The sequence below is a fragment of the Nocardia sp. NPDC050406 genome (assembly GCF_044459025.1).
Taxonomy (GTDB): domain Bacteria; phylum Actinomycetota; class Actinomycetes; order Mycobacteriales; family Mycobacteriaceae; genus Nocardia.
Genome location: NZ_JBITIM010000003.1, coordinates 952247 through 978942, shown reverse-complemented (window position 1 = coordinate 978942; position 26696 = coordinate 952247). Strand labels below are relative to the sequence as shown.

Below are 26696 nucleotides of genomic sequence, written 5' to 3'. Positions count from 1 at the left end.
GATGACCAAGACAGCACTCGTCACCGGCGCGGCCAGCGGTATGGGCCGCATCGTCGCCCAGCGCCTGGCCGCCGCGGGCTACACCGTGGCCGCGCTCGACCTCAATGCCGACGGCCTCGCCGAGACCGCCCGGCGCTCGCCGAACATGCACACCTACACCTGCGATGTCTCCGATACCGATCAGGTGTTCGCGGTGGTGGAGAAGGCGCGCGCCGAACTGGGCGCCTTCGACCACGTGGTGCACGCCGCCGGTATGTGCCATGTGCACGCCTCCGCGCTCGACCACGATGTGGCGCAGATCCGGAAGATGATCGACGTCAACTACATCGGCACCGTGAACATGTGCCAGGCCATCATTCCGGCCATGAAGCAGGCGGGGTCCGGCACCATCGTGCTGTTCGCCTCGGTCGCGGGCTGGCTGCCCTCGCCCGGTATGGCGGGCTACTCGGCCTCCAAGTTCGCGGTCGTCGGATTCGTGGAGAGCCTGTCCTACGAGCTGAAGGGCAGCGGCGTGCGACTGCTCGCGCTGTGCCCGCCCATGGTGGAGACGCCGTTCCTGACCAAGGTGCGCGAGGAGAACGCCTCCGTACTCGGCGGCGAGGGCGGCATGAGCCCTGAGGACGTGGTGGACGCCCTCGAAAAGGCGCTGGCCCGGCCGAAGAATCCGCTGTTCGTCTTCCCCGGCCAGGCCAAGCCGACCTACTACGCCCGCCGCTTCATCCCGGGCCTGCTGCGCAAGTTGGTCGAGAGCAAGGTGAAGCCGGTCTAGCCGCCTACCGCGATCTCCTCCCCGAGGAATCCGCCGGACTGGTGCTGCCAGAGCTTGGCGTAGGTGCCCTCGGCGCGCAGCAGATCGGCGTGCGTGCCCTGCTCCACCACCCGGCCCCGGTCCAGCACCACCAGCTGATCCATACTCGCGACCGTGCTCAGCCGGTGCGCGACGACAATGGCCGTGCGGTCGGCCATGAGCTCCCACAGCGCCTGCTGGACCAGTAGCTCACCCTCCGAGTCGAGGGCGCTGGTGGCCTCGTCGAGCACCAGGATGGGCGCGTCGCGCAGGATGGCGCGGGCCAGGGCGACGCGCTGGCGCTGCCCGCCGGAGAGCTTCACGCCGCGCTCGCCGACCAGCGTCTCCAGACCCTCGGGCAGGGAGTCGGCGAACTCGGTGACGTGCGCCGCCTTGGCCGCGCGCACGATCTCCTCATCGGTGGCCTCCGGCCGCGCGAAGCGGATGTTCTCCCGCAGGCTGCGGTGGAACATGGCCGGTTCCTGCGGAACGTAGGCGAGCAGACTGCGCAGCTCGGCCTGCTTCATTCGGGAAATATCCTGGCCGCCAATGCGAATCGCGCCGCCCTGGATATCCATCATGCGCAGCAGCAGCTGCGTGATGGTGGTCTTGCCGCCGCCGGAGCGACCGACCAGGCCCACCCGGGTGCCCGCGGGCACATCCAGCTCCAGGCCCCGGAACAGTGGCTGCGCGCCCGGGTGGGTGAAGTCCACCCGCTCGAAGCGCACACTGGAATCCTTGGGGCGCAAGGGTTCCGGTTCGACCGGATCCACGACCGTCGGCTTGGTCAGCAGCAGTTCGGTGAACTGCGCCGCCTCGGTGATCGAACTCTCCAGCCGCCGGTAGATCTGGTTGAACTGGAACATGATTCCGGTGGCGTTCCAGAAGTAGGTGAAGGCCACGATGATCACCTCGACGCCCGCCCCGCGCCCCACCAGCCGCAGCGCCAGCAGCAGGCCGAGCACATTGGTGAGCACGAACAGCGGCGCGACCAGGGTGTCGATCCGCAGATTCGCGTAATCCCAGGACCGCAACGACTTGCGGCGCTGTTCGGCGACACGGACCCGGTGTTCGGCGGCCTCCTGTGGCTCGGCCGCGAAGGCGCGCACCGACTGCATATTCGACAGACTGTCGGCCACATGCCCCGACACCTTGGCAATGGCGACCTCGCGCTCGTCCACCAGTACCTGGCGGCGGCGCACCAGCGGCGTGATGACCAGACCGGTCAGCACGATCAGCCCGATCATGACCAGCACCAGCCGCGGGTCGTAACGCCACAGGATGAACGAGGCGAAACCGATCGGCACCAGCGCGGCCGACACCTCGAAGACCAGGGCGTCCACGAACTGCTCGAAGCGCGCCGCGAAACTGTGCGCCCGCTTGGTGAGCGAACCGGCGAAATTGTCGTGGAAGAACGCGGCGTCCTGGGCGAGCAGCTCGTCCATGGCCGTCACGTACAGGCTCTCGATGCCGTAGGCGTCGGTGCGGTTCAGGCAGTGGATGCCGATGCGCCAGCACAGTTCCGAGCACAGCAGCAATCCGGCGAAGCCGAGCACGTACGGGGTGACGGCCTCGGCGCTCGCATCGCCGGTCGCGACCACGTGGCCGACCAGGCTCGCCACCACCAGGGGTGCGAGGTACAGCTGACAGATATTGCCCAGTGCCGGGGAGAGCATGGCGGGCACGGCGTAGCGGGGACGCCGGGCCAGCTCCCGGCCGTAGTAGCGGAGTGCGAGCCTGACAGCGGTTGCGCGGGTAGCCATCCGCCTCCTCTCGAATCGTGTTCGAGCACAAGCCCCCTCCGTCGAGCAGCACCGATCGTCGTCCCGGTGTGCTTGGTGGCCGGGACGTACACGTGAAAGGGGGAACCCCCATGCTGCCTCTTTTCCGGGCCGTCCGGCCACCGAATTTCTCCGGAAACGCCGAACGGCTCCCACCCCGGTGTGGGTGGGAGCCGTTCTGGTCGGGCGCGAAATCGACTGTGCGCCTGAAAGGTTCGAATTGCCTTACTTGCCTTGGAAGTTCGGCTTGCGCTTCTCGGCGAAGGCGCGCGGCCCCTCCTTGGCATCCTGGCTGCGGAAGACCGGCAGGCCCACCCTGGCGTCGATCTTGAAGGCCTCTTCCTCGTGCATGCCCTCGGTGTCGCGCATGACCTTCAGAATCGCCTGCACGGCCAGCGGGCCGTTGTTGTTGATGAGCTCGGCGATCTCGAGGGCCTTGTCCAGCGCGGTGCCGTCCGGCACCACATGCCCGACCAGTCCGAACTTCAGCGCCTCGGCGGCGGTGATGTGCCGACCGGTCAGCAGCAGCTCCGCCGCCACGGTGTAGGGAATCTGGCGCGGCAGCCGCACCGCCGAGCCGCCCATCGGGAACAGGCTCCACTTCGCCTCGGACACACCGAATTTCGCGCTCTCACCGGCGATTCGAATATCGGTGCCCTGCAAGATCTCGGTACCGCCCGCGATGGCCGGGCCCTCGACGGCCGCGATCAGCGGCTTGCTCAGCCGGTAGCCCTTGAGCAGGCCCGGCATGCGGGTCGGGTCGAAGGAGCTGCCCTCGGTCATATTGTCGCCCGGGCTGGACTTGGCCATGTTCTTCAGATCCGCGCCCGCGCAGAACGAGCCGCCCGCGCCGGTGAGCACACACGAGCGGATCTCCGGATCGCTGTCCACGCGCTCCCAGGCCGCGGCCATGATCGACAGCATCTCGCCGGTGAGGGCATTGCGGGACTTGGGGCGGTTCATGGTGACGATCAGCGTCGCGCCGCGCTGTTCGACGAGGGCGTGCGGCTCCTCGGTGCCCTCGGTGTTGCTACCTGTTTCAGCGGCTGCGGTGGTCATCGTTGGCCCTTCTTCGTTCTGCCGGTGCCATGGATTCTGCGGCAAAGTTACCCGGTGGCGTTGTCCTAAACAATAACGTGTTCTAGTTTGGAACATGGTGACCGCCGTCACGGGCGGAAAGTGCAATGGAGAGGTCCCCATGGACACAACGAGTACGCGCACCGCTTCGCGGGCGAAGCTGCCGCCGAGGATCAACGAAGCCTTGATCAACCGGCTGACCGCCATGGTGACGGCGGGCAAGGCGGGCGATCCCCGCGAACCCTACGAGATGATCGAGGTCTACACCGGCGATATCGTCGGCGAACTGCCGCAGTCCTCGCCCGAGGATGTGCGCGAGGCCGTCGCCATTTCGCGTGCGGCGCAACGGGAATGGGCCACGTGGCCGCTGAGCAGGCGGCTGGAGGTCTTCGAACGCGCCCACGAACTCATACTCTCCGAGATCGAGACGCTCGCGACGCTGATTCAGATCGGCTGCGGCAAATCGCGGCGCATGGCCATCGAGGAGGCCTGCGATACGCCGATGGTCATCGGGCACTACCTCAAGACCGCCAAGAAGGTGCTCAAGCCGCAGCGGCGCATGGGTCCCATGCCGATCATCACCTCCTCCACCGAGGAGCACCGGCCCAAGGGCGTGGTGGCGGTGATCGCGCCGTGGAACTTCCCGTTCGCCATCTCCATGTCGGATTCCACCCCGGCGCTCATCGCGGGCAACGGCGTGGTCATGAAGCCGGACAACAAGACCGCGCTGTGCACGCTCTACGGCATCGAACTGCTGCACAAGGCGGGCCTGCCGCGCGGGCTCGTGCAGGTCGTCTGCGGCGGCGGACCCGATGTGGGCCCGACGCTCATCGACAATGTGGACTTCGTGATGTTCACCGGCTCCACCGCCACCGGGCGGGTCATCGGTGAGCAGGCCGGACGCAATCTCATCGGATGCAGCCTCGAACTCGGCGGCAAGAATCCGATGATCGTGCTCGAGGACACCAATCTCGACGAGGCCATCCCCAGCGCCACCTTCGCGGTATTCGGCAATACCGGCCAGGCGTGTATGCACATCGAGCGCATCTACGTGCAGGAGAAGATCCACGACGAGTTCCTGCGTCGATTCGTCGCGGCCGCCGAGGATTTGGGCAGTAAGGCCGGAGCCACCTACGACTTCGGACCCGAGTACGGCTCGCTCGTGTCGGTGGAGCACATGAATCGGGTGGCCGCGCATGTGGACGAGGCCCGCGAGAAGGGCGCGACCGTCCACACCGGTGGCAAGGCGCGGCCCGATATCGGCCCGGCCTTCTACGAGCCGACCGTGCTCACCGGCGTCACGCCGGATATGGAGCACGCCACCAAGGAGACGTTCGGCCCCGTCGTCGCCATCTACAAATTCCGCGACGAGGCCGAGGCCATCCGCCTCGCCAACGACACCAGCTACGGCCTCAATGCCAGCGTGTGGAGCGGAAACCTGGACCGCGCCTACAAGATCGCCGAGCAGTTGGAGGCGGGCGCGGTCAACGTCAACGACGGCTTCGTCACCACCTACGCCGCCAAGGGCACCCCGTCGGGCGGTGTGAAGCAGTCCGGCGTGGGCACGCGTCACGGTGCCGCGGGTCTGCTCAAGTACACCGACACCATCAATATCGGTGTGCAGAAGAAGCAGATTCTGGCGGCGCGCTCGGGGATGCCGTACGAGAAGCAGCTCAAGAGCACGCTGGTCACGCTGCGGCTCATGAAAAAGCTTCGGATGGGCTGAGTTTCGATCCAGGCCGCGGCCCCCGGACCATCAGGTTCGGGGGCCGTTCGCCGTCGGGACGCGGCGGGCCATGGTCGGGTAAACCTCGACGAGGCCCTGGCCGTCGACCACGATGTCGCTCGTGAAATCACCTGAGGTGAACCGGATCTCGGCACCGGCGGCGACCGTGCGCAGGTGCTCGTAATGCTGCACCGACGCAACGACCTCCAAGGTCGGCACCTCGATGAAGGCCATGAGGAACCGCTCGGAACCGGGGTTTCGGTGCAGCCCCGTGCGGATGATGGGCATGGTGTTGGTCAGCGGCGAGAAGGACAGGTCGCAGTCGCGTGCCCCGGCCAGGTCCGGGCGTGGCTCGCCGTCCACGAACCAGCCGTCGCCGTCGCGGCGCAGGTTCAGGTGGTAGGTCTCGGACGCGGTGGCGGCACTCACGGCCAAACGCGTGGTGACGGCGTGCTCATCGGTGTCGAGGGTGTAGTCCAGCCAGTACGGCTCCGGGCGCTGGCCCACCGCTCGGCCCTCGGCGTGTAATGCCAAGCCGTTCAGCGTGATCCAGCTGGCTTCGAATCCGGCGCTCTCCTCGACCTGCCAGAGCAGGTGGCGCGGCTCGCTCATGGTCACCGCCACCCGCTGATCTCGACGCCCTTGGCGACATCGACCCGGTAGGAGAGCATGACGACGCCCTGCTCGCCGGGCGCGATGCGCAGCCGCCAGGTGTATTCGCCAAGGTCGGACGATTCGGCCGGATCGGGGGAGGTGCGGACGTCCTTGACCGTGATGGCCTCGTCGCGCGAGACCGGAGCTTGGTCCAGGACGGTGATGGCGATATCGGCGGGGCTGTGATTGGTGATGGTGGTGCGGTATTCGGCCTCGTGGCGGCGGCTGGTGGACAGTGCTGCCTTGGTCGCGGTGCGCCGAACGAGCTTGCGCTCCACTCGAACTCGATCGTCGATGCCGAGAGCGAGTTCGAGTTCCTCACCGGGAGCCCAGGTTTCGAGCGCGGTGGTGCCGACGAACTCCTCGGCGTGGAAGATCGAGGCTTTGCCCGCGCGCAGGGTGTGCTCGGAGGTGTTGGTGACGGTCGCGCGCAGATGTGCTTCCTCGGCCAGCACGGGGACGGTGACGTAGCCCAGATCGGCGGGAAAATCCAACTGCGCCAAGGTGGTTCGATGCCCCTTCGCCCCGGACGGGATGGCGACCGGACGTGTCGCCCGGTAGGTCATGGCCGTGGTGCCCTGTTCTACCTCGGCTACGCGTGAAGTCATGCCGCTTCGCATCGGGGACATCGCCGCGTCCTCGGCCGCGATACCGGGCGCGGCCCCGTATCCCCCGGCCACCGCGGCGTAGAGCGGTTGCACCCGCTCGAGGAACCACGGCTCCAGCTCGGGCATTACTACCGCGACGGCGGGTCGCGCGGTCGACAGCGACAGTGCGCACTCCGGCCAGTCCTCGCCGGTGCGCTGGGTGACCAGGCCGTAGGCGGTCACCGCGACCTCCTTGGCCCCGACCCGAATGTCGTAGCCTGCTTCCCAACTCGCGCCGCCGACCACGTAGGAGAGTTCGAGTTCGACCTCGCCGGTGCCGGTCGGCTCCAGTTCGACGATGACATTCGTGCTGTCCCGCGCGGGTTTCGGTCCGCTCGCGGCGATGCGCCGATCCAGGGTGGAGAGCTCCTCGGCGAGTTCGGCGAGTCGGGTGGTGAGCGCCCGGGTGTCCTTCAGGGCGGCCGTGAGCTGTGCGGCGAGCGCACCGCTGACCTCGGCCACCCGGTCGGGCGTCGCGTCGCCGGTGGCCAGTGCCTTGGCGAAACTGCCGCCGCTGCGTCGGCTCGAGCCGGTGAGCAGCTCCACGCGCGCCTCGGCCGCCGTGCGCTCGTCGGTCAAACCATCGACCTTGGCCTGCAAGGCCTTTCGCTGCTCGACGAGCTCCCGCAATCCCGCGTCGGCGGGTTCGGCGTGCCGCTCGACGCGCACATCCACGCCGACGATGCGGGCCGGACCCGAACCGGTCACCCGCACCGAATCCGCCGCCACTCCCACCGGCAGCCCGGCGAAGGTGGCACGCGCATCACCCGACGGGTCGAAGGTGGCCCGGCGGGTGATTCTGGCCTGCTGCGGATAGACGGTGACGGCGACGATCGGAGCGGAGACGGTCGGCATGGCCCCGACGGTAGTCGCCGAATCCGAATCAGGCGGCGCGCAAGGTGAATCCGGCCGTGCGCACCACACCGCCGTGCTTGAAGTCCAGGAAGAGGCGGTAGACGCCGCGTCCCGGCACCGCGGTGTGGAAGGTGATCTCCGGTCCGGGCGCGGTGATCCCGTCTCCCGGTTCACCATTCGGGTGCACGTGCACATAGGCGAGGTCGCCCGCGCGCAGCACCACCAGGTGGCCGAAGGCCGCCAGATACGGCTCCAGATCGGTGACCGGCGCACCGTCCTTGCGTACGGTCAGGGTGAGCAGCTGGCCCGCGCCCTGCACCAGATCGCCGTCCAGGGTCACCTCGTACCCGTCCACCACGGCCGTGCGACCGGCATCCGGCACGGGCCGCGGCTGGTAGTCACCGGCGACCGCGAAGTCGGCCCCCAGCGTGATCGTCTTGCCGAGCGCGACCGGCGCGATATCGGTGAACGCCCGGTAGGCCCCGGCATCCGGCAAGGTCAGTCGCACCTCCCAGGTGCCGTCCGCCGCGCGCACCGGATGTACGTGCCAGAACCCGTCGAGCTCGCGGCGCACCACGATCAGGTGCAGTTCCCGATCGTGGATCGGCGCGTACTCGGTGACGGCGGTGCCGTCCGGACCCACGATCCGGAAGCGGAAGTCGACTTCCCCTGCGCGAACGATGTTTTCGACCAGTTCAAGGGTGTAGCCGTCCTGCGTGACCTGCAATCCGCCAGGCGCGCCGTGAGCGGCGTGATCGCCGTGTCCGGCGTGGGCCGCGTGGTCGCCGTGCGCGGTATGGGCGGCGTGCGCACCGTGCGCGTGTTCGGCGTGGGCGGCGGGATGAGCGTGGCCCGCATGGGCGTTGTGGTCCGCGTGGGCGGTGTGCTGAGTAGTCATTGCCATTGCCTCCGAGCCGTTCTTCGTTCTTCCGTTGAGGAGAACGTTATACCCCCAGGGGGTATCTGGCAACGATGGCTTCACGTGAGCTGGGTCACCTGGTTTCGGATCAGTCTCGCGGGAACGAGAAGTACAGCCAATCGCTGTAGAAGGAGTCGAAGTGCTCCCGCCAATTCGCGCGCAGCGACTCCACCCACTCCGGCTCGCCCCCGGCGATCGCCGCCTCGGCCCGCTTCACGTCGTCGGCGATATCGCCCACCATTCCCTCGACCGCCGCCTCGACGTCTTCCTCTGTGAGCGAATGGATTTCACCGGTCTCCAGCAGGAAGTAGGCCGCCTTCTGCTTCGACAGATGCACCAGCGTCGCGCGCATGCATGCCAGAAACTCGTCCCGCTCGGGAAACTCCGCCTTCCCCACCTCGGTCATCAGGCTGATCAGCAACTTCCCGCCCCGCACATAGTCGCCCACCACCCCGATCCGAGGATTCCAGATCATCGACGGCACCACCTGCGTCTCGTACCCCACCAGCAGTCGATGCGCGAGCGGAATCGCCCAGTTGTGCTCGGACACGCACTTGATCGGCTTGGGCAGATTCTCCGCACTCGGCAGCGAGTCGACGGAGTACAGATACGAGCGGTTCGCCATGCCCTAAACGGTAAGCGACCTCGCGCCCACCCGCCCCCCGGCGAAAAGACCTGCGCGACTTACCGATTCGGCGTACCGGTGGGTGGACGAACAAAAACCGCCTCCGGCCAAGTGGAATGGCCGAAGGCGGTTTCATGTGTCTCAACCAACACGTCGGGGTGACAGGATTTGAACCTGCGACCTCTTCGTCCCGAACGAAGCGCGCTACCAAGCTGCGCCACACCCCGTGAAGCGAACCTGGAGTAGCTTAGCGCAGGGTGGGCGCTGATGCTAAATCGGCTGGTCAGACGGTTAAATCAGGCGGAATGTGGCCATGAGTTTCTTGGCGAAGGCGGCGTCCACGGAGCGGTCGACGCCGGTATCGGCCGCGATGGTGAGGACCAGGGAGCTGCTCGCGCCGCCGGAGACGGCGAAGGTGTAGACCGAGAAGGTTTTGGCGCAGCGGGGGTCGGAGGAGGTGAAGGTGCCCTTGGTCTCCATGAAGGTGCCGCTCAGGTTGCCGTCGGAGGTGGTGAAGGGTTCGGCGGGGCCGGGGGTGCCGCCGGAGCCGGTGGACCAGCCGATGCGGGCCACCCGTTCGCCGATTTCGCGGGCCGAGGCGGTGGAGTCGGCGTTCTGAGTCGCGCTGAGCCACATGTTCGTGCGGACGAAATCGGTGCAGTACCGCGCGCCCTCGGTGGTCAGGCCCGCCACCGGGACCACGTCGGCCCCGCTGCCGAACTCGGTGACGGAGATGTCGCGGATCCAGTCGCCGGGGACCTCCCAGGCCGCGCCGATATTGTCGGGCACCACGACCTGGTAGCCCGGGATCTGCGCGGTCGGCGTGCGCGGGGTGGTGGTCGTCTTGGTGGTGGTCGCGGTGGCCGAGGTGCTGGACGGGGTGGTGGTCGGGTCGGCGATAGGGGTGTCGGGGCCGCGATTCACCAGCACGACCGCGACGACCGCGACGAGCAGCACCACCGCGACCGCCGCGCCGCCGATCAGCAGGGCCTTGCGATTGTCCCCGCCGCCGGTCGGTGGGCCGTACTGGGGCGGCCCGCCATAGGGCGGTTGCGCGGCGGGGTGGGAGTGGCTGGATTGGTAGGCCATCGGTCCGCTCTGATACGGATTCTGGCCGCTCTGATAGGGATTCGCGCCGACCGGGTAGGGCTGGTGGCCGGACTGCAATGGCATGGGGCCGGATTGCTGTGGGGTCGGGCCGGACTGCTGCGGAGTGGATCCGGACTGCTGCGGGAGGGGACCGGGCTGCGAGATCGGTCCCGGCTGTTGCGGCGTCGGGCCGGGCTGGGGGATAGGCCCCGGCTGGTGCGGCATGGGGCCGGACTGTTGTGGCGTCGGACCCGACTGCTGCTGTTGCGGCATCGACCCCAGCTGCGGTGGGTAGCCGGGCTGCGGAGTCGGTCCGGGTTGGTACGGCCCGCCCGGGTAGGGCTGGACCGGATTCGGACCCGCCGGACCGTATCCCGGCGGGTACGCGCCGCGCACCACGGTCGGATCGGCGGGCGGTGGTGTCGCGGCGTCGGGGACGCCCTCCCACCACTCCGGATTGCGTTGTGTGCCTTCGTCCTTGTGATCGTCGGAGTTGGTCACGATCGACCCCCTGTTCTTACGGCCTGCCGTCGATCATCCGCCTAGAGGGGGCGGAGCGTGGCCATGAGCTGCTTGGCGAAATCCTTGGTCACGGACTTGTCCACGCCCGTGTCCGCGGTGATGGTCAGCACCAGGGCGCCCTCCTCGGCCGGGAACGCGAACGTGTAGATCGAATACGTCGACGCGCAACCGGCACTCGGCGCGGGTGCCGTGCCCGTCGTCTCCACGAATATGCCCGACAGATTGCCGTCGGAGGTCTGGAACGGTTCGGCCGCACCGGGATTCGACCCCGTGGAGGTCGTATACGCGAACTTGATCAGCCGCGTGGTGACATCGGTGATCGCACTGGCCGGATCCGTCTCGTCGGACTGCGTCAAGAACATATTCGACCGCACATAATCCGGGCAGTACCCCGCCCCCTCCGACGACATCCCCGTCACCGGCAGCGAATCCACCCCCGAACCAATTGCCGCGGTAGCCTTCTCGACCTTCCAATCCGCGGGCACGTCATAAGCCGCCCCCGCCTCCGGCAACACCACCACCTGATACCCCGGAATCACCGCCGCCGGAGTAGTCGGCTTGGCCGTAGTAGACCGAGGCCCCGACCGAGTCGTGGACGGAGCCGAATTCCCCGTGGTCAACGCACTAACCATCGAAGGCGTCCCACCCGCCGCCCCAGAACTCGAATCCCGGTTCACCAGAACAACCCCCGCAACGGCCGCGACCACAACAACGACCAACACCCCCACCCCCGCAACCAACAACCCCTTACCGCGCTTCCCCTTCGGCGCTACAGGTTGTTGCTGCCCATACCCACCGTGCGGCAGACCGGGCTGCATCCCGGAATGATAAGCCCCAGACCAGGTCTGCCCCTCCGAATACGGCGCACCCCCGCCCCCCGACACCCCATAACCGAACCCCCCAGCCTGCGACCCACCCACGTACGGTGCACCCCCACCGGGATACGCCGAATTGCCGCCCGGGTAAGCCGGATTTCCGCTCGCATTGCCGCCGGGATAAGCCGAGTTCCCTGGCGCATCACCGCCCGGGTAAGCCGGACTCCCGCCCCCATCGCCCCCTGAGTACGTCGAGGCCAGGGGCGTATTACCGCCCTGCTGCGCACCCCCACTCGGGTACGCCGCAGGCGACCCAGCCTGATAACTCCCAGTCGATCCCCCCGCCTGATAACCCGCGCCCGAATAGTCCACCTGCCCCGGCCCAATCGGCTGCCCGAACGGCCCCGGCCCAGCCTGGGTCGGCATGCCCTGCGGCCCACCGGGTTGCGCAGGCCCCGCGAATGGATAAGGGCTGGATGCGTTTTCCGGACCGGGCTGTCCCCACCCTTGCGGGTTCATTCCTTGAGCTCCGCTGGGCATCCACGCCGCGCCGCCTGCTTCTGCGGGTGCGCCCCACGCCTGCTGCTCGCTGGCTTGCGGATTGGTGTGGGAAGGCGCGCCCGGCGGGGCGTTGGGGGCTTCGGGGGGTGCGGAGTGGTCTGGGTCTTGGGGTGTGGCGGGGGTGGGGTTGCGGGGGCCGTAGGAGGCTTCGGCTGGGCTTGGGGGGCGTTGCCAAGTTTGGTCGGGGGTGGCTTGCCACCAGGAGGGGTCGGGGCCGCGCTGTGGCGGCTCGGTGTTCCGGTCTCCACTGCTCATGGTTGTCCCCTCCCGGCTGTCGACTGGGCCCGCGTTGTATATCGCGGTGCGCGGCTAATGCGCGACAGTGGCCGAGGCGGTGATTCCGTGTCCGGATTCGGTGACCGGTTTCTTGGGGGGTGCGCTGACCAAGGTGAGGAGGGTGGCCTCGGGGCGGCAGCAGAAGCGGTAGGGGGCCCACGGGGAGGTGCCCAGGCCCGCGGAGACGTGCAGTTGGGTGTGCGCGCCCCAGCGCGACGCGCCCTTGACGCGGGAGCGGTCGATACCGCAATTGGTCACCAGCGCACCGTAGAACGGCAGGCACAGCTGTCCACCGTGGGTGTGCCCGGCCATCACCAGGTCGTAGCCGTCGTCGGCGAAACGGTCCAGCACCCTCGGCTCCGGCGAATGCGTGAGCCCGATGCTCAAGTCCGCCAACGGGTTCGGCGCACCGGTCACCGTGTCGTAGCGATCCCGCTTCAGGTGCGGATCGTCCACGCCCGCGGTCGAGATCCGCACTCCGGCGACCTCGATGTCGCGGCGCACATGGGTCAGATCCAGCCAGCCGCGCTCGGTGAACGCCGCCCGCATGTCCTGCCACGGCAGCGGATCCCCGAAGACCCGCTTGTGATCGGACTTGAAGTACTTCATCGGATTCTTCGGCACCGGCGCGAAGTAGTCGTTGCTGCCGAACACGAAAATGCCGGGCCGCGCCAGCAATCCGCCGAGCGACTGCACCACCGACGGCACGGCCTTCGGATGCGCCAGATTGTCACCGGTATTGACCACCAGGTCGGGCTCGAGCCGATCGAGCTCGCGCACCCACGCCTGCTTCAACTGCTGTCCGGGCGTCATGTGCAGATCGCTCAGATGCAGCACCCGCAGCGAGGGTTTCCCCGGTTCGAGCACCGGTAGCGTCGCCTCGCGCAGCACGAACGCATTGCGCTCGATCAACGAGGCATAACCGATTCCGGCGACCGCGGCCCCGGCGGCTCCCAGAGCGGCGTTTCGCAGGGCGGAGGTCGAGATAACGGGCATTCGCCCAGAATAGGCGACCCCGGGGCCAAACATCGACCCGAATGCGGCGTGCGCCACTCGTGCCCCGACCCACCCGCGCCCCCGACACCGTCGAAAATCAGTGGCGGCGTCCAGGCCCGAGAGCGGTAGCGTTGCCCGCATGTCGGAACTCAAAGCGAAGCTGCGTGCGGATCTCACCACCGCCATGAAGGCCAAGGACTCGCTGCGCCTCAATACGGTGCGCATGCTGCTGGCCGCGATTCAGAACGCCGAGGTCGCGGGTTCGCAGGCGAAGGAACTCAGCGATGCCGAGGTGATCGCCGTCCTGTCCAAGGAGGCGAAGAAGCGCAACGAGGCCGCCGTCGTCTACGAGCAGAACGGTCGCGGGGAGCTCGCCGCCAACGAGCGCGCCGAGGAACAGATCATCGACGAGTACCTGCCCACCCCGTTGACCGATGCGGAGGTGGCCGATATCGCCGACACCGCCATCGCCGACGTCGCCGAGCAGAACGGCGAGCGGCCCGGCATGAAGCAGATGGGGCAGGTCATGAAGATCGCCACGGCTCTGGCCGCGGGCCGCGCGGACGGGTCGAGGGTGTCGGCGGCGGTGAAGGCGCGGCTCTGACTGCGCTGAGCGGTCACAAATCGCCGCAGGACAGCCGAATTCGCCGACTGCGGTCGATCTCTGACCGTTCAGGCCAAAACAAATCGCCCGGAGTGCTCGAGCACTCCGGGCGATTCATCTACCGAGGCACCGGTATAGGTATCGGTATAGGCGGTAACTGCGGCAGCCCAGGTATCTGAATCCCCGGCGGCGGCGTCTGAGCCGGAGCAGGCGCGGGCCGCTGCGTCCCATCGCTCACGTAGATCGTGATCACCGACCCCGGAATCGCCGACCCGTCCGGCGAAATCCCCATCACCGTCCCCTTGGTCGGCCCGGGTGCCGAGGCCACCGACACCTGGAACCCGGCCCCGATGAGCGTCGACGTCGCCTCCGCCTGGGTCATGTTGATGACGTCCGGAATCTGCGCGTTGTTCGACCCGCGCACGTACTTGTCGTCCAGCGGCGGCAGGGCGGCGGGCGGGAACTTGTCGAGCACGTTCCTGATCGCGCCCAGCCAGCTGCGCGCGGGCTCGTTACCGCCGTAGAGGTCGCCGCTGCCGCAATTGCGCAGCGGGAAGGAGCAGATCTCGCCCGGCGTCGGCGTGTCGCCGTAGATGTAGGCCGAGCCCGCCAGCGAATTGGTGAATGCCAGGAACGCCGAGGACCGGTGGCTCTCGGTGGTACCCGTCTTGGCCGACAGCGGCGCGTTCCAGCCCACCGCCTTGGCGGCCGCGGCCGCGGTACCGCTGATGTCGTCCTTGCTCATGGCATTGGCGAGGGTATTGGCCAGCCCCGGCTCCACCACCTGCTCGCACGCCTGCTGGGTGAGCGGCACCGTCTTCCCGCTGCGGTCCACGACCTCCTTGATCGGCGTGGGCGGGCACCACTTGCCGCCGGAGGCCAGCGTGGCCGCCACATTCGACAGCTCGAGCGGATTGATCGCGAGCGGCCCCAGCGTGAACGAGCCCAGATTCTGGTCCTTCACCATGTCGGCCAGGCTCTGGTTCCCGTGCCCCGAGGTACCCGGCATGGTGTAGGACCGCATGCCCAGGCGCACCGCCATGTCCACGGTCGGCGAGACGCCCACGGCCTGAATCAGTTTGACGAAGGCGGTGTTGGGCGAGGTGGCCAGCGCCTCGGTCACCGACATGGGCGATTTGTAGGCACCGGCGTTCTTCACGCAGTAGGTCTCGGGCGGACATCCGGGCGTGCCGGAGTTACCCATGCCCTTGGCCGCGAAGGTTCCGGGCACATCGAGCTGGGCGTTGATGCCCAACCCCTTCTCCATGGCCGCCGCGGTGGTGAACAGCTTGAAGATCGAGCCCGCGCCGTCGCCGACCATCGAATACGGCTGCGGCTGCACGGTCTGTTTGGCGTTGGCATCCAAGCCGTAGGTCCGGCTCGACGCCATGGCGAGCACCGGATGCGAATCCTGCCCGGGGGCCACGATATTCATGACCTGGGCGATATCGTCCAGGTTCGGATCGGCGTTCTGGGTGACAGACGCCTTGACGGAGTCCTGCACCGCCGGATCCAGGGTGGTCCGGATCAGGTACCCGCCCTTGTCGATCTGATCGCGACTGATACCCGAATTGGCCAGGTATTGCAGCGCGTAATCGCAGAAGAACCCGCGATCTTGGGCGGCGATGCACCCGCGCGGCAGGCCCTTGGGCTCGGGCAGCACGCCCAGCGGCTCGGATTTGGCCTTGCGGAATTCGTCGCTGCGGCTGGGGATGTTCTGAATCAGCGTGTCCAGCACGGTATTGCGCCGCTCCAGCACGCCCTGCGGATTGGTGTAGGGGTTGAGCTTGGAGCTGGACTGCACCATGCCCGCGAGCATGGCCGACTGCACGATGTTCAGATCCTTGGCATCGATGCCGAAGTAGGTCTGCGCGGCGTCCTGAATGCCGTAGGAGGAGTTTCCGAAGGGCACCAGGTTGAGGTATCGGGTGAGGATCTCGTCCTTGGTGAGCTGCTTGTCCAGCGTCAGCGCCATGCGGATTTCGCGGATCTTGCGCGCGGGCGTGGTCTCGATGGCGGCGCGGCGCTCGGCATCGGTCTTGGCGACGACGAGCAGCAGGTAGTTCTTCACGTACTGCTGGTCGAGCGTCGACGCGCCCTGCTGCACTTCACCACTGGAGGTGTTGGTGAGGAAGGCACGGAAGGTGCCCTGCCAGTCCACACCGTGGTGTTCGGCGAAGCGGCGGTCCTCGATGGACACGATCGCCAACTTCATATCGTTGGAGATCTTGTCGCTCGGCACCTCGAACCGGCGCTGCTCGTACAGCCACGCGAACGGGTTGCCGTTCGCGTCGACCATCGTGGACACCGCGGGGACACTGCCCTCCACCAGTTCGGCGGAGACATTGTCGACGGCGTCGGCGGCGCGGTTGGAGATGTATCCGAATCCACCGGCTAGAGGGAACAGCAGCCCGGCGAGCAGCACCGCCGCCAGCACGCAGCTGCCAGCAAGTCTCGCGAGCGTTCGTGTGATCGGCACGAGCCCTAGCCTAATTGCCCTTTCGGACACTCGGCGTGTGCGTGTCGTCGGCGTCGGTTTGTCCTGATAAAGCCCGACTGCCCGGTTTCATGTCGCGATTGCATGGACGGACGTACCAGAAAATCTCGGGACGGTCTTGCGCAGGGCGCGCACCACTATCTAGATTGAGAACCCAGTGTGATAGAGCTAACACTCAAAGTGGAATGTGGTGCAGGACGCAGTGGGGTTGGGTAGCTGCGCGCTGTACACGCGATTCTGGAGCGCCGTGACCCGGTGTTCGGACTGCAAAGGGGCACACCAAATGCACATGACTACCCCGATCGCTCGATTGGACGTGGAGCAGGCCGAAGCGAGAATCGCCTGGGTTTCCCAGGCCCGATGCAAGGAAGTGGATCCCGACCAGCTTTTCGTGCGCGGAGCGGCGCAGCGGAAAGCGGCCACCATCTGTCGGCATTGCCCGGTATTGATGGAGTGCGGGGCTGACGCCCTGGACAATCGTGTGGAGTTCGGCGTGTGGGGCGGCATGACCGAAAGGCAGCGCCGAGCACTGCTGAAGCAGCACCCCGAGGTGACATCCTGGGCGGACTTCTTCCGCGTCCAGCGTCAGCAGAAGGTAGCGATGTAATCCCGTATCCCCCATAAGCAGAACGGACCGAGCCCGCGCATAGCGGGCTCGGTCCGTTTCTGGGGCAAATTCGGTCTTTTCGACCAGACCGTACCAATCGGATGAGGGCGAGTTATGTGCGATCGCTATTGCGTCGCACGCTGATTCGCGATCTCCGATCGGCGGGTTCGTCGGCTCAGGCCGACCGAGCGGGGGAGGCGGCCGCCTCCAGTTGGTCCGCCACGGCCCGCAGCGCCTCGAGATCGGCCACCTCGAACGGCAGCGCCGTCACCGCGGCGATGGGCACGCGCGGATGCGCGCCCGTGAAGCGGTGCAGCAGATGCTGTTCCCGGCGGGCGGTCTCGGTGCGGCGCGCGTGAATGCGCAGCACCGCCGCCGCCAGCACGGCCGGAGTGGCCTCGGCGGCCTGCTCGGTGCTGTCGGCGGGAGCCAGCCGGTCCGCGGCGACGAGGGACTCCTCGACCGAGAGCGAACTCAGCACCGGATGCGTGCGATTGAGCACCAGCCCGGCCAGCGGCATCTTGTCGGTGGAGAGCCGGTCGACGAAGAACGACGCCTCGCGCAGCGCGTCCGGTTCGGCCGCCGCCACCACGACGAAATGCGTGCCCGGCCGCGACAGCATGGCGTAGGTGCGGTCCGCGCGATCCTGGAAGCCACCGAACATGGATTCCAGCGACTGCAGGAACAGCGAGGCGTCCTTGAGCAGCTGACCGCCCACGATGGTGGAGACGCCGCGCAGCGCCAGGCTCATCGCGCCCGTCACCAGTCGGCCCACGCCGCGACCCGGCATCATGATCACGCGAATCATTCGGCCGTTGAGGAAGTTTCCGAGCCGTTTGGGCGCGTCGAGGAAGTCCAGGGCATTGCGCGAGGGCGGCGTGTCGACCACGATGAGGTCCCATTCGCGCTTGCTGGCGAGCTGGCCCAGCTTCTCCATCGCCATGTACTCCTGCGTCCCGCCGAAGGACGAGGCCACCGTCTGGTAGATCGGATTGGCGAAGACCTGCTCGGCCTTCTCCGGACTGGTGTGCTCGAGCACCATCTCGTCGAAGGTGCGGCGCATGTTCAGCATCATGGCGTAGAGCTCGCCCTTGGCCTCGGGCCCGAGCTGTACCCGCTGCGGCACATTGCCGAGGTCGCTCACGCCCAGCGACTGCGCCAGCCGCCGTGCCGGGTCGATGGTCAGCACCACGACCTTGCGGCCCTCCTCGGCGGCGCGCAGGGCGATGGCCGCGGCCGTGGTGGTCTTGCCCACGCCGCCGGAGCCGCAGCACACGATGATGCGCGAGGACTTGTCCGCGATGATCTTCGAAATATCCAGCGGGACAGTGCTTGCCGGAAGAGTCATGGTCAGCGGACCCCCTGTGCGCTCAAGTATTCGGCCAGCTCGTAGAGCCCGCCCAGATCCATCCCGTCGGCCAGCGAGGGGAGGTACAGCCGCGAGATGTCCACCGCGGCCAGCTCCGCCGAGCTCTCGTCCTGCGCCTGCAAGCGGGTCGAATGCTCCACGGTCTCGGTGACCAAGCCCTGGAAATCGGCCTCCGACAAGGTGATTCCGGCCTCGGCCAGGCCCGCGCGCAGGGCGTCGGTATCGAGACCGCCCTGTGCGACCTTCTCCCGGACGGTCCGCGGCAGATAGCCCTCGCCCGCGCGGTTCACGATGACCGTGCCGATGTTCAGGTCGTTGGCGGTGAGTTCGGCGACCGCGTCGGCGGTCTCCTGCACCGGCAGCGCCTCCAGCAGCGTGACCAGGTGGATCATGGTCTGCTCGGAGTGCAGCAGCTTGGAGACGCCCTCGGCCTGCGCGGCGATCGGCCCGCCCTTGGCGATCTCGGCCATGGCCTGGGTGACATCGAGGAAGCTGGCGATGCGGCCCGTCGGGGGAGCGTCGATAACGATTTCGTCGTAGGCCGGTTTGCCCGCCTTGTCGACGCGCACCGCGCATTCCTTGATCTTGCCGGTGAGAATGACATCGCGCAGCCCCGGCGCGATGGTGGTGACGAATTCGATGGCGCCCACCCGGCGCATGGCGCGCCCGGCGAAGCCCAGGTTGTAGAACATGTCCAGGTACTCCAGGAACGCATGCTCCACATCGAGGGCCAGCGCCATCACCTCACCGCCGCCGTCGGCGGTGGCGATGCGAGTCTCGGTGGGCGGCAAGGGCGGCAGGTCGAAGAGCTGGGCGATGGATTGGCGTCCCTCCACCTCCACCAACAGCACCTTGCGACCACCGGCCGCCAGTGCGAGCGCCAATGCGGCCGCGACAGTCGACTTCCCGGTCCCCCCTTTCCCCGAGACGTAGTGCAGACGCGCCTTCTCGGCACGCTGCGGCCAACCTGATTGGACCCCTGGCTCCGCCGAAACGGGCACTGCGATCGGTACTCCCACGATCGCGAGCCTATAACTCGTTCCTTATTCCTGCCCAGAGGGAAGATCGAACTGTCTGGTACACCACTGTCGGGTGTCGCGAAACCGGGTCTGCGCAGCGCACAGGGAGGGTCGGGGGTGCTTCGGGGCGGGCCGGGCATCTACGCTCAGGCCATGAGTGATCTGAAGGTGTGGGAATACGCGACGGTGCCGCTGCTGACGCATGCGACCAAGGCGATCCTCGACCAGTGGGGTGCCGACGGTTGGGAACTCGTGACGGTGCTGCCCGGTCCGACCGGCGAACAGCACGTCGCCTACCTGAAGCGGCCCAAGAGCTGATGGCCGCCGACGGATCGGCCACCAACTGGGCCGAGAACCTGGAGAAGCTGGGGCTCACCCTGCCCCCGGTCGCGCCCCCGGTGGCGGCCTACATTCCGGCGATTCGCACCGGTGACCACGTGTACACCTCCGGCCAGCTGCCGTTCGTGAACGGCGAACTCAGCGCGGTCGGCAAGGTCGGTGCCGAGGTCAGCGTGGCCGATGCCAAGGAGGCCGCCAAGTACTGCGCGCTCAACGCGCTCGCCGCCGTGCACGATCTGGTGGGCCTGGACAATGTGGTGCGCATCGTGAAGGTCGTCGGATTCGTCGCCTCCGCACCGGGATTCGACGGTCAGCCGGTCGTCATCAACGGCGCGTCGGAATTCCTCGGCGAGGTCTTCGGCGACGCCGGTGTGCACGCCCGCTCCGCCGTCGGCGTCTCGGAACTGCCGAAGAACACCCCGGTAGAGGTAGAACTCATCGCGGAAGTCCGCTGACACAATGCCTTTCCGCGCCGCGAAGCGAGTCCCGTCCAGCGGGACTTCTTCGCGGCGACGCGAAAGCGGTTGGCGCACAGTCCAGTCGATGTGATCACAATCCTGGACTCCCCGCGCCCGGTGCGTTAGGACGAAAGTATGACCCTCACCCACCCCGCCTACGAGCAGCTGCGACCGGTGACGCCGTCGGCCTCGGTGCTGTTGGCGGACAACCCGAATCAGATGACGCTCGAGGGCACCAACACCTGGATCCTGCGCGCACCCGGCAGTTCCGACTGCGTGGTGGTGGACCCGGGTCCCAAGGACCGCAAGCACAGTGAGGCCATCGCCCGCGAAACCGGCGGGAACATCGCCCTCACCCTGATCACCCACCACCACCACGATCACACCGGCGGCATCGCCCGCCTGGTCGAGCTCACCGGCACCCCCGTGCGCGCGGTGGAATCCGAATTCCTGCGCGGCTCAGGCACTTCCCTCACCGACGGCGAGGTCATCGAGGCCGCCGGAGTCCGGCTCACCGTACTCGCCACCCCCGGCCACACCACCGACTCGGTGAGCTTCCTGCTGGACGGCCCCGACGCCGAAGCCGCCCTCCTGACCGGCGACACCGTACTCGGCAGCGGCACCACCGTCCTGGAATCCCGCGACGGCGCGCTGGCCGACTACCTGAACTCCCTGCGCCGCTTGGCCGATGCCGCCCCCGGCCGCACCCTGCTCCCCGCCCACGGCCCCGACCACCCCGACGCCGAACCGGTCATCGCCTACTACATCAAGCACCGCGAGGAACGTCTCCAACAGGTCCGTGACGCATTGGAGAAGCTGGGCCCCAAGGCCAAAGCCTTACAAATCGTCGCCCTCGTCTACGCCGACGTGGACAAGCGCCTCTGGCCCGCCGCCCACAGCTCCGTCAAAGCCCAACTGGCCTACATCCGTTCGCACGGATAGCGATTCGCGGTCGGACCCATGACCGGAGGGGCCGGAGGCAGTGCCTCCGGCCCCTCGCTTCGAGTGGGCGGTCCGTGTGGTCAAACGCCCACGGCCACCATGGCATTCGGGTGGTGTCGCGAGCGGCGAGTGCGCAGAAGTCCGCCGAGGTAAGCGGCGGGCAGGCCGACGGCCGCGACGGCGAGTGCGTAATAGTGCGGGCCGATGTTCATATTCCAGGTCGCGATGGCCGCACCGAAGCCGCCGAGACTACCGAGCGCGCCGAGGACGAGCGCGTGCTTCATCGGCTTCGACGGAGCGAGGGCCGCCGCGACGTAGGCCCCGACCACGTCGAAGACCGTGCGGTACAGCACGACGCTGAGCACGACCGGGACGGCGGCGTAGATATGGCCGGACGGCAGATATCCGGCGGACTCCAGCACCTTGTCGGTGGCGGAGGAGGCGACGGCGGTGACGGCGAATCCGGCGACGACGGCGCCGACGCTCTTGGTGACGGTGCTCGTGATGACGTTCATGACTGGCTCCTCGACTATGGGGGTTCCCCGGCTGGGGTTCTTGCCCATGGGTCGGAGCCCACGACGCCATCTCGACACAGTTCGCGAAAGTCCTCGAAAGTTTTTCCGCGAAGCCGAACCAGCAGGCCGGAAGTGCCGAAACACGCGAAAGGACCGGGGCGTCACCCGAAGGCGACGACCCGGTCCCGACGAGTTCGGAGTTTCGGCGACCTAGCGGGCTCGGCGCGCGAGGCGCTCCGAGTCGGAGATCAGGACGCTCTTGCCCTCGAGTCGCAGCCAGCCGCGGTGCGCGAAGTCGGCCAGGGCCTTGTTCACGGTTTCGCGGGAGGCGCCGACCAGCTGGGCGATCTCCTCCTGGGTCAGGTCGTGGGTCACGCGCAGCGCGCCCGCTTCCTGGGTGCCGAAACGCTGTGCGAGCTGCAGCAGCGCCTTGGCGACACGGCCCGGGACGTCGGTGAAGATCAGGTCCGCGAGGTTGTTGTTGGTGCGGCGCAGACGGCGCGCGAGCACGCGCAGCAGCTGCTCCGCGATCTCGGGCCGCTGGTCGATCCACGACTTGAGCGCGTCACGGTCCATCGTGACGGCGCGCACCTCGGTGACGGTGGTGGCCGTCGAGGTACGCGGACCCGGGTCGAAGATCGACAGCTCACCGAACATGTCCGACGGGCCCATGATGGTCAGCAGGTTCTCCCGGCCATCCGGGGACCGACGGCCGATCTTCACCTTGCCGGACGTGATGATGTACAGCCGGTCGCCGGGCTCGCCCTCGTTGAAGATGACATGGCCGCGCGGAAAGTCCACGGGCTGAAGTTGTTTGGCGAGAGCCGCCACCGCGGTGGGCTCTACGCCTTGGAAGATGCCTGCTCTGGCGAGGGCCTCGTCCACGAATGTGCTCCTTATGGGAAATGGCTCTGTCCTGGACCGAAACGACTCGGCCGACAGTGCAGTCTACTTTGCAATATGTCCGGGTAGTGATAGACACCACGCGCCACGCTCATTCTCCGGCACGCGGAGCCTATTCTCACGACACGCCCTGCCCATATTCGCGACACGCGGAACACTCACGTTGGCCGCTTCGACCGGCCCGGATTCTTGCGCCAGTGATCGACCGCCGATCAGCTGGCTTGGGCGACATCCATCGTGTCACCACTGGTACGGCGTCGGCGAGTCCGCGCCGCGGCGGCGGGCAGACCCAACTTGGTCAGATCGCTGACCTCTGCGTTCGTGGCTCGATCCAGGTACTGCTGCACCTCTTCATCGGGTTCGAGAAGCTTACGGAGCCGATTCTCGACCCTTTCCATCACCAGCGCGAACAGCATCAACGCCACTGGGAAGAGCACCACAGCGAGTCCTTGCATACGGAGGAGTAAACACGGCGAAGGTCTCAGATGGAACACGGGAGGTGCTCAGCCCGGTTGTCGAGTCGGTCCCGTTCCGTAAGGTGGACGAGTGCGTGTCTCCGAATCCAGCGCGGCCGCGAAGCGGTCGGCCGACGCCGCCGTGCCCTCGGCAGGCGATGCCGCGCAGGCCGAATCGGTCACCGTCGACGATGCCGCCGAGGCGCGTCGCGCCCGCCCGCTCAAGGCCAACCCGCGCCGCAATGAAACCCGCACCGGTTTGGTGCGCCGGGCGCGTCGCATGTACCGCGAACTCACCGTCGCTTTTCCCGACGCGCACTGCGAACTCGATTTCACGACGCCGCTCGAATTGGCAGTCGCCACAATTCTTTCCGCGCAGTGCACCGATGTGCGGGTGAATATGACCACCCCCGCGCTGTTCGCGAAGTACCGCGATGCGCGCGCCTATGCCGAGGCCGATCGGACCGAGCTCGAGGAGTACATCCGGCCGACCGGGTTCTACCGCAACAAAACCAATTCGCTGATCGGATTGGGGCAGGCGCTCATGGAGCGCTACGACGGCGAACTGCCCGACACCCTCGAGCAGTTGGTGCAGCTGCCCGGTATCGGCCGCAAGACCGCGAATGTCATTCTCGGCAATGCCTTCGGTGTGCCCGGGATCACGGTGGACACCCACTTCGGACGGCTCGTCCAACGCTGGAAGTGGACCGCCGAAGAGGATCCGGTGAAGATCGAGCACGCCGTCGGCGCGCTCATCGAGCGCCGGGACTGGACCATGCTCTCGCACCGGGTGATCTTCCACGGCCGTCGCGTCTGCCACGCCCGCAAACCCGCCTGCGGCGCCTGTGTGCTCGCCAAGGACTGCCCGTCCTACGGGACCGGGCCCACCGACCCCGCCACCGCCGCCGCCCTGGTGAAGGGCCCGGAGACCGAGCATCTGCTCGAGTTGGTGGGGCTGTGAGCCCGAAGCCGCCCACCGGCAACAAGGTGGTGCGCTGGCTGCTGACCGACCGGACCGTCCGCTGGGTGCTCGTGGTCGTGGTCGTCGTCGCCGCGCTGGCGGTCGCGCTGTGGCCGCGCGGCGAGGACGGCGAGGCGACCGGGGAGGGCGCGAAACCCCGCCCGGTTCCGGCCGTTTCGGAGCAGGAGCGCACGGCCGCCGCCCTGGCCCCGTGCCCGCGGCCCAGCGGTGCCGCCGTCGGTGACAGCCCGCTGCGCGGCATCACCCTCGACTGCCTGGCCGACGGGCAGCCGGTGGATCTCGCCGCCGCCCTGGCGGGCAAGCCCGCGCTGCTGAACCTGTGGTCCTACTGGTGCGGTCCGTGCGCGGAGGAACTGCCGCTGCTGCAAGAGTTTTCCGAGCGGGCCGGGGATGCGCTCACCGTGCTGACCGTGCACAGTGATCCGGAGACCGCGAAGGGATTGGCCCGGGCGGCCGGTCTGGGTGTACACCTACCCGGTGTCGAGGATCCGGATGCGCGGGTCCGCACCGCCGTCGGCGCACCCGCGGTACTGCCGATCTCGGTCCTGCTGCGCGCGGACGGCACCGTCGCGAAAGTGGTGGTCCGGGCGTTCACGAGCGTCGACGACATCGCGGCCACCGTGGACGCCGAACTCGGAGTGAAGGCATGAGATACGAGGTTTCCACCGACGGCGTCCCGGCCTGGCTGCGCAATGTGGCCGAGCACGAGCCCGCCGATCCGACCGGAGTGAATCCGGTGCTGCGCCGCACCGTCATGCGCGCGGCCGTGCGCAAGGTCGCCGGGGCCACCGGGCGCACCCGGGACGCGGCGGTGCTGGTGCTGTTCGGCGGTGCTCCGGAGGCGAATCCGAATGCCGAGGGCGGACTGCCCGAGGATGCGAACGTGCTGCTCACCCAGCGCGCCGCCACCCTGCGCCAGCACAGCGGGCAGGTCGCGTTTCCGGGCGGCGCGGTCGATCCCGGCGATCAGGGGCCCATCTTCACCGCGCTGCGCGAGGCCGAGGAGGAGACCGGTCTGGATCCGACGGGTGTGCAGCCGCTCGCGGTGCTGCCCAAGATCTTCGTGCCGCCCTCGGGCTTCGACGTGACCCCCGTGGTCGCCTACTGGCGCACGCCGGGCGAGGTCGGGGTGGTGAGCGAGAACGAGGCCACCCGGGTGGCGCGCGTACCGCTGGCCGATCTGATCGATCCGGCCAATCGATTCGTGGTGCGGCATCCGCTCGGATACATGGGTCCGGCATTCGTCGTGGACGGCATGTTGGTGTGGGGGTTCACCGCGGGCGTGCTCGCGGGACTGCTGGCGGTATCGGGGTGGGAGAAGGAATGGGACTATCACGATGTGCGTGATCTACAGGCCGCATTGGCCGCGGTAGGGATGACGTTATGAGCGCCTCGGCCTGGCTCGACCTCGGTGTCGTGATCATCGCGCTACTGGCCGCCTCCTCCGGGTGGCGGCAGGGCGCGGTCGCGTCGGCGCTCGCCTTCCTGGGCGTGGTGTTGGGCGCGGTGGCCGGAATCCTGATCGCGCCACACATACTCATCCACCTGAGCGAGGGGCGCAGCCGCGTCCTGGTCGGCGTACTGCTCATCGTGGCGCTGGTGATCATCGGCGAGGTGGCGGGCATGGTGCTCGGGCGGGCCGCCCGCAGCGGTATGCGCGACCCGTTCACCCGCAGTGTGGACAGCGTGGTCGGCGCGGGCCTGCAGATGGTGGCCGTGCTGGCCACCGCCTGGCTGCTCGCGCTGCCGCTGGCCAGCTCCTCGCAGCCGGGAATCGCGGCGGCCGTACAGAATTCGGGTGTGCTGGCCCAGGTCAACAAGGTCGCGCCGGATTGGCTGCGGCAGTTGCCGAACGAATTCTCCAATCTGCTCAACACCTCCGGGCTGCCGGATGTCATCGGCCCGTTCGGCCGGGTGCCGATCGCCGCCGTGGAGCCGCCGGACGCCAGCGTGCTGCAACTTCCGGCCGCGCAGCAGTTGCAGCACAGCGTGCTGCGCATTCGCGGTGTCGCGCCGAGTTGCCAACGCGCCCTGGAGGGTTCGGGCTTCGTGGTCGCGCCGGAGCGCATCATGACCAATGCCCACGTGGTGGCGGGCACCACCAGTGTCGCCGTCGATACGGCGCGCGGTGCGCTCAACGCGACGGTGGTGCTGTTCGACCCGTCCAAGGACATCGCCATCCTCGAGGTCCCCGGCCTGGTCGCCCCGGTCATCCCGCTGGCCCCCCAGCCCGCGGAGCCCGGCGAGAGCTCCATCGTCCTCGGCTACCCCGGTGGCGGCGCGTACTCCGCCAGCGCGGCCCGAGTCCGCGAAACCCTGGACCTCAAGGGCCCCAACATCTATCGCGACGGCAATGTCCAACGCGAGGTGTACACCGTCCGCGGCCTGGTGCGCGCGGGCAACTCCGGCGGCCCCCTCGTCGACACCGACGGCCAGGTCCTCGGCGTGGTCTTCGGCGCGGCCGTCACCGACGAGGACACCGGCTACGTCCTCACCCTCAACGAGGTCCGCCCCGAACTCGAGGCAGCGGCCTCAGCCAGCACCCCTGTCCCAACAGGAGACTGCGTCCTGAGCTAGACCGGAGGCGGGCGAGAACCTCGCCCGCCCCGAACGGACCCACGCACTCGACACGCGAAGCGGGCGACGAGTATCGCTGTGCGACGGCCGGACCCGGGA

26 protein-coding genes and 1 tRNA gene are annotated in these 26696 nt (G+C 67.8%); 11 read left to right on the top strand and 16 right to left on the bottom strand.

The window, feature by feature from the left end; genetic code table 11:
- The first annotated feature begins 1 nt into the window (after position 1).
- A complete protein-coding gene (locus tag ACIBH2_RS27915; RefSeq protein ID WP_397122645.1) occupies positions 2 to 769 on the top strand; it encodes an SDR family NAD(P)-dependent oxidoreductase in 768 nt (255 codons plus the stop codon).
- On the opposite strand, the gene ACIBH2_RS27910 is transcribed toward ACIBH2_RS27915, so the two are convergent.
- Both ACIBH2_RS27910 and ACIBH2_RS27905 read right to left on the bottom strand, forming a co-directional pair.
- Positions 766 to 2550 (bottom strand): ABC transporter ATP-binding protein, encoded by a 1785-nt coding sequence (locus tag ACIBH2_RS27910; protein WP_397122643.1) that lies wholly within the window; start codon positions 2548 to 2550, stop codon positions 766 to 768. The genes ACIBH2_RS27915 and ACIBH2_RS27910 overlap by 4 nt on opposite strands.
- Before the next feature lie 243 nt (positions 2551 to 2793).
- Positions 2794 to 3627 (bottom strand): crotonase/enoyl-CoA hydratase family protein, encoded by an 834-nt coding sequence (locus ACIBH2_RS27905; protein ID WP_397122642.1) that lies wholly within the window; start codon positions 3625 to 3627, stop codon positions 2794 to 2796.
- 139 nt (positions 3628 to 3766) lie between these two features.
- Here ACIBH2_RS27905 and ACIBH2_RS27900 point away from each other — a divergent pair, with 139 nt between their 5' ends.
- The gene (locus ACIBH2_RS27900) at positions 3767 to 5371 is read left to right on the top strand and encodes a succinic semialdehyde dehydrogenase (protein ID WP_397122640.1); all 1605 of its coding nucleotides are present in this window, start codon (positions 3767 to 3769) and stop codon (positions 5369 to 5371) included.
- 30 nt (positions 5372 to 5401) lie between these two features.
- On the opposite strand, the gene ACIBH2_RS27895 is transcribed toward ACIBH2_RS27900, so the two are convergent.
- From ACIBH2_RS27895 to ACIBH2_RS27860, 8 genes are all read right to left on the bottom strand, one after another.
- The gene (locus ACIBH2_RS27895; protein WP_397122638.1) at positions 5402 to 5983 is read right to left on the bottom strand and encodes a putative glycolipid-binding domain-containing protein; all 582 of its coding nucleotides are present in this window, start codon (positions 5981 to 5983) and stop codon (positions 5402 to 5404) included.
- Positions 5984 to 5985: 2 nt separating this feature from the next.
- Entirely contained in the window at positions 5986 to 7527 is a 1542-nt protein-coding gene (locus ACIBH2_RS27890) for a DUF4139 domain-containing protein (protein ID WP_397122636.1), read from the bottom strand.
- Positions 7528 to 7555: 28 nt separating this feature from the next.
- Positions 7556 to 8425, bottom strand: coding sequence for a hypothetical protein (locus tag ACIBH2_RS27885; RefSeq protein ID WP_397122634.1), 870 nt, complete (start codon positions 8423 to 8425; stop codon positions 7556 to 7558).
- Between the two features lie 109 nt (positions 8426 to 8534).
- Entirely contained in the window at positions 8535 to 9071 is a 537-nt protein-coding gene (locus tag ACIBH2_RS27880; protein WP_397122632.1) for a hypothetical protein, read from the bottom strand.
- A 153-nt stretch (positions 9072 to 9224) separates the two neighbouring features.
- A tRNA-Pro gene (locus ACIBH2_RS27875) sits at positions 9225 to 9298 on the bottom strand.
- A gap of 64 nt (positions 9299 to 9362) precedes the next feature.
- Positions 9363 to 10661, bottom strand: coding sequence for a hypothetical protein (locus ACIBH2_RS27870; RefSeq protein ID WP_397122630.1), 1299 nt, complete (start codon positions 10659 to 10661; stop codon positions 9363 to 9365).
- Positions 10662 to 10702: 41 nt separating this feature from the next.
- Entirely contained in the window at positions 10703 to 11221 is a 519-nt protein-coding gene (locus tag ACIBH2_RS27865) for a hypothetical protein (RefSeq protein ID WP_397122628.1), read from the bottom strand.
- Positions 11222 to 12367: 1146 nt separating this feature from the next.
- Positions 12368 to 13330, bottom strand: coding sequence for a metallophosphoesterase (locus tag ACIBH2_RS27860; RefSeq protein ID WP_397122626.1), 963 nt, complete (start codon positions 13328 to 13330; stop codon positions 12368 to 12370).
- 139 nt (positions 13331 to 13469) lie between these two features.
- Between ACIBH2_RS27860 and ACIBH2_RS27855 the strand changes: the two genes are divergently transcribed.
- Positions 13470 to 13934 carry a GatB/YqeY domain-containing protein gene (locus ACIBH2_RS27855; protein WP_397122624.1) on the top strand — a complete coding sequence of 155 codons (465 nt, stop codon included), beginning with the start codon at positions 13470 to 13472 and terminating at the stop codon, positions 13932 to 13934.
- A gap of 118 nt (positions 13935 to 14052) precedes the next feature.
- Here ACIBH2_RS27855 and ACIBH2_RS27850 read toward each other — a convergent pair whose 3' ends face one another.
- Positions 14053 to 16413: a penicillin-binding protein gene (locus ACIBH2_RS27850; RefSeq protein WP_397122622.1), complete on the bottom strand. Its 2361-nt coding sequence runs from the start codon at positions 16411 to 16413 to the stop codon at positions 14053 to 14055.
- 301 nt (positions 16414 to 16714) lie between these two features.
- Here ACIBH2_RS27850 and ACIBH2_RS27845 point away from each other — a divergent pair, with 301 nt between their 5' ends.
- Positions 16715 to 17038 (top strand): WhiB family transcriptional regulator, encoded by a 324-nt coding sequence (locus ACIBH2_RS27845; protein ID WP_029932757.1) that lies wholly within the window; start codon positions 16715 to 16717, stop codon positions 17036 to 17038.
- A gap of 175 nt (positions 17039 to 17213) precedes the next feature.
- On the opposite strand, the gene ACIBH2_RS27840 is transcribed toward ACIBH2_RS27845, so the two are convergent.
- Both ACIBH2_RS27840 and ACIBH2_RS27835 read right to left on the bottom strand, forming a co-directional pair.
- Positions 17214 to 18386, bottom strand: a complete 1173-nt coding sequence (locus tag ACIBH2_RS27840; RefSeq protein ID WP_397122620.1) for an ArsA family ATPase — start codon at positions 18384 to 18386, stop codon at positions 17214 to 17216.
- A gap of 2 nt (positions 18387 to 18388) precedes the next feature.
- A complete protein-coding gene (locus ACIBH2_RS27835; RefSeq protein ID WP_397123069.1) occupies positions 18389 to 19408 on the bottom strand; it encodes an ArsA-related P-loop ATPase in 1020 nt (339 codons plus the stop codon).
- A gap of 171 nt (positions 19409 to 19579) precedes the next feature.
- Between ACIBH2_RS27835 and ACIBH2_RS27830 the strand changes: the two genes are divergently transcribed.
- The 3 genes from ACIBH2_RS27830 to ACIBH2_RS27820 all read left to right on the top strand — a co-directional run bounded on the left by ACIBH2_RS27830 (position 19580) and on the right by ACIBH2_RS27820 (position 21165).
- Positions 19580 to 19744 (top strand): hypothetical protein, encoded by a 165-nt coding sequence (locus ACIBH2_RS27830; RefSeq protein ID WP_397122618.1) that lies wholly within the window; start codon positions 19580 to 19582, stop codon positions 19742 to 19744.
- The gene (locus ACIBH2_RS27825) at positions 19744 to 20220 is read left to right on the top strand and encodes a RidA family protein (RefSeq protein WP_397122616.1); all 477 of its coding nucleotides are present in this window, start codon (positions 19744 to 19746) and stop codon (positions 20218 to 20220) included. The genes ACIBH2_RS27830 and ACIBH2_RS27825 overlap by 1 nt, the downstream gene beginning before the upstream one ends.
- Before the next feature lie 138 nt (positions 20221 to 20358).
- Positions 20359 to 21165 (top strand): MBL fold metallo-hydrolase, encoded by an 807-nt coding sequence (locus ACIBH2_RS27820; RefSeq protein WP_397122614.1) that lies wholly within the window; start codon positions 20359 to 20361, stop codon positions 21163 to 21165.
- 80 nt (positions 21166 to 21245) lie between these two features.
- Here the strand turns inward: ACIBH2_RS27820 and ACIBH2_RS27815 are convergent, their stop codons facing one another.
- The 3 genes from ACIBH2_RS27815 to ACIBH2_RS27805 form a co-directional block, all read right to left on the bottom strand.
- Entirely contained in the window at positions 21246 to 21680 is a 435-nt protein-coding gene (locus ACIBH2_RS27815) for a hypothetical protein (RefSeq protein WP_397122612.1), read from the bottom strand.
- A gap of 210 nt (positions 21681 to 21890) precedes the next feature.
- Positions 21891 to 22565 (bottom strand): Crp/Fnr family transcriptional regulator, encoded by a 675-nt coding sequence (locus ACIBH2_RS27810; RefSeq protein ID WP_011206875.1) that lies wholly within the window; start codon positions 22563 to 22565, stop codon positions 21891 to 21893.
- A gap of 230 nt (positions 22566 to 22795) precedes the next feature.
- Complete coding sequence (locus ACIBH2_RS27805; protein ID WP_397122611.1) at positions 22796 to 23023, bottom strand: hypothetical protein; 228 nt, start codon at positions 23021 to 23023, stop codon at positions 22796 to 22798.
- A 274-nt stretch (positions 23024 to 23297) separates the two neighbouring features.
- Between ACIBH2_RS27805 and nth the strand changes: the two genes are divergently transcribed.
- From nth to ACIBH2_RS27785, 4 genes are read left to right on the top strand one after another with little or no spacing between them, the layout of a single operon-like run.
- Complete coding sequence (nth, locus tag ACIBH2_RS27800; RefSeq protein ID WP_397123067.1) at positions 23298 to 23999, top strand: endonuclease III; 702 nt, start codon at positions 23298 to 23300, stop codon at positions 23997 to 23999.
- 41 nt (positions 24000 to 24040) lie between these two features.
- On the top strand, positions 24041 to 24670 hold the full coding sequence (locus ACIBH2_RS27795) for a TlpA family protein disulfide reductase (protein WP_397123065.1): 630 nt from the start codon (positions 24041 to 24043) through the stop codon (positions 24668 to 24670).
- A complete protein-coding gene (locus ACIBH2_RS27790; RefSeq protein WP_397122609.1) occupies positions 24667 to 25407 on the top strand; it encodes an NUDIX hydrolase in 741 nt (246 codons plus the stop codon). The genes ACIBH2_RS27795 and ACIBH2_RS27790 overlap by 4 nt, the downstream gene beginning before the upstream one ends.
- Positions 25404 to 26597 carry a MarP family serine protease gene (locus tag ACIBH2_RS27785; RefSeq protein ID WP_397122607.1) on the top strand — a complete coding sequence of 398 codons (1194 nt, stop codon included), beginning with the start codon at positions 25404 to 25406 and terminating at the stop codon, positions 26595 to 26597. Before ACIBH2_RS27790 ends, ACIBH2_RS27785 begins: the two co-directional genes overlap by 4 nt.
- Positions 26598 to 26696: the final 99 nt, after the last annotated feature.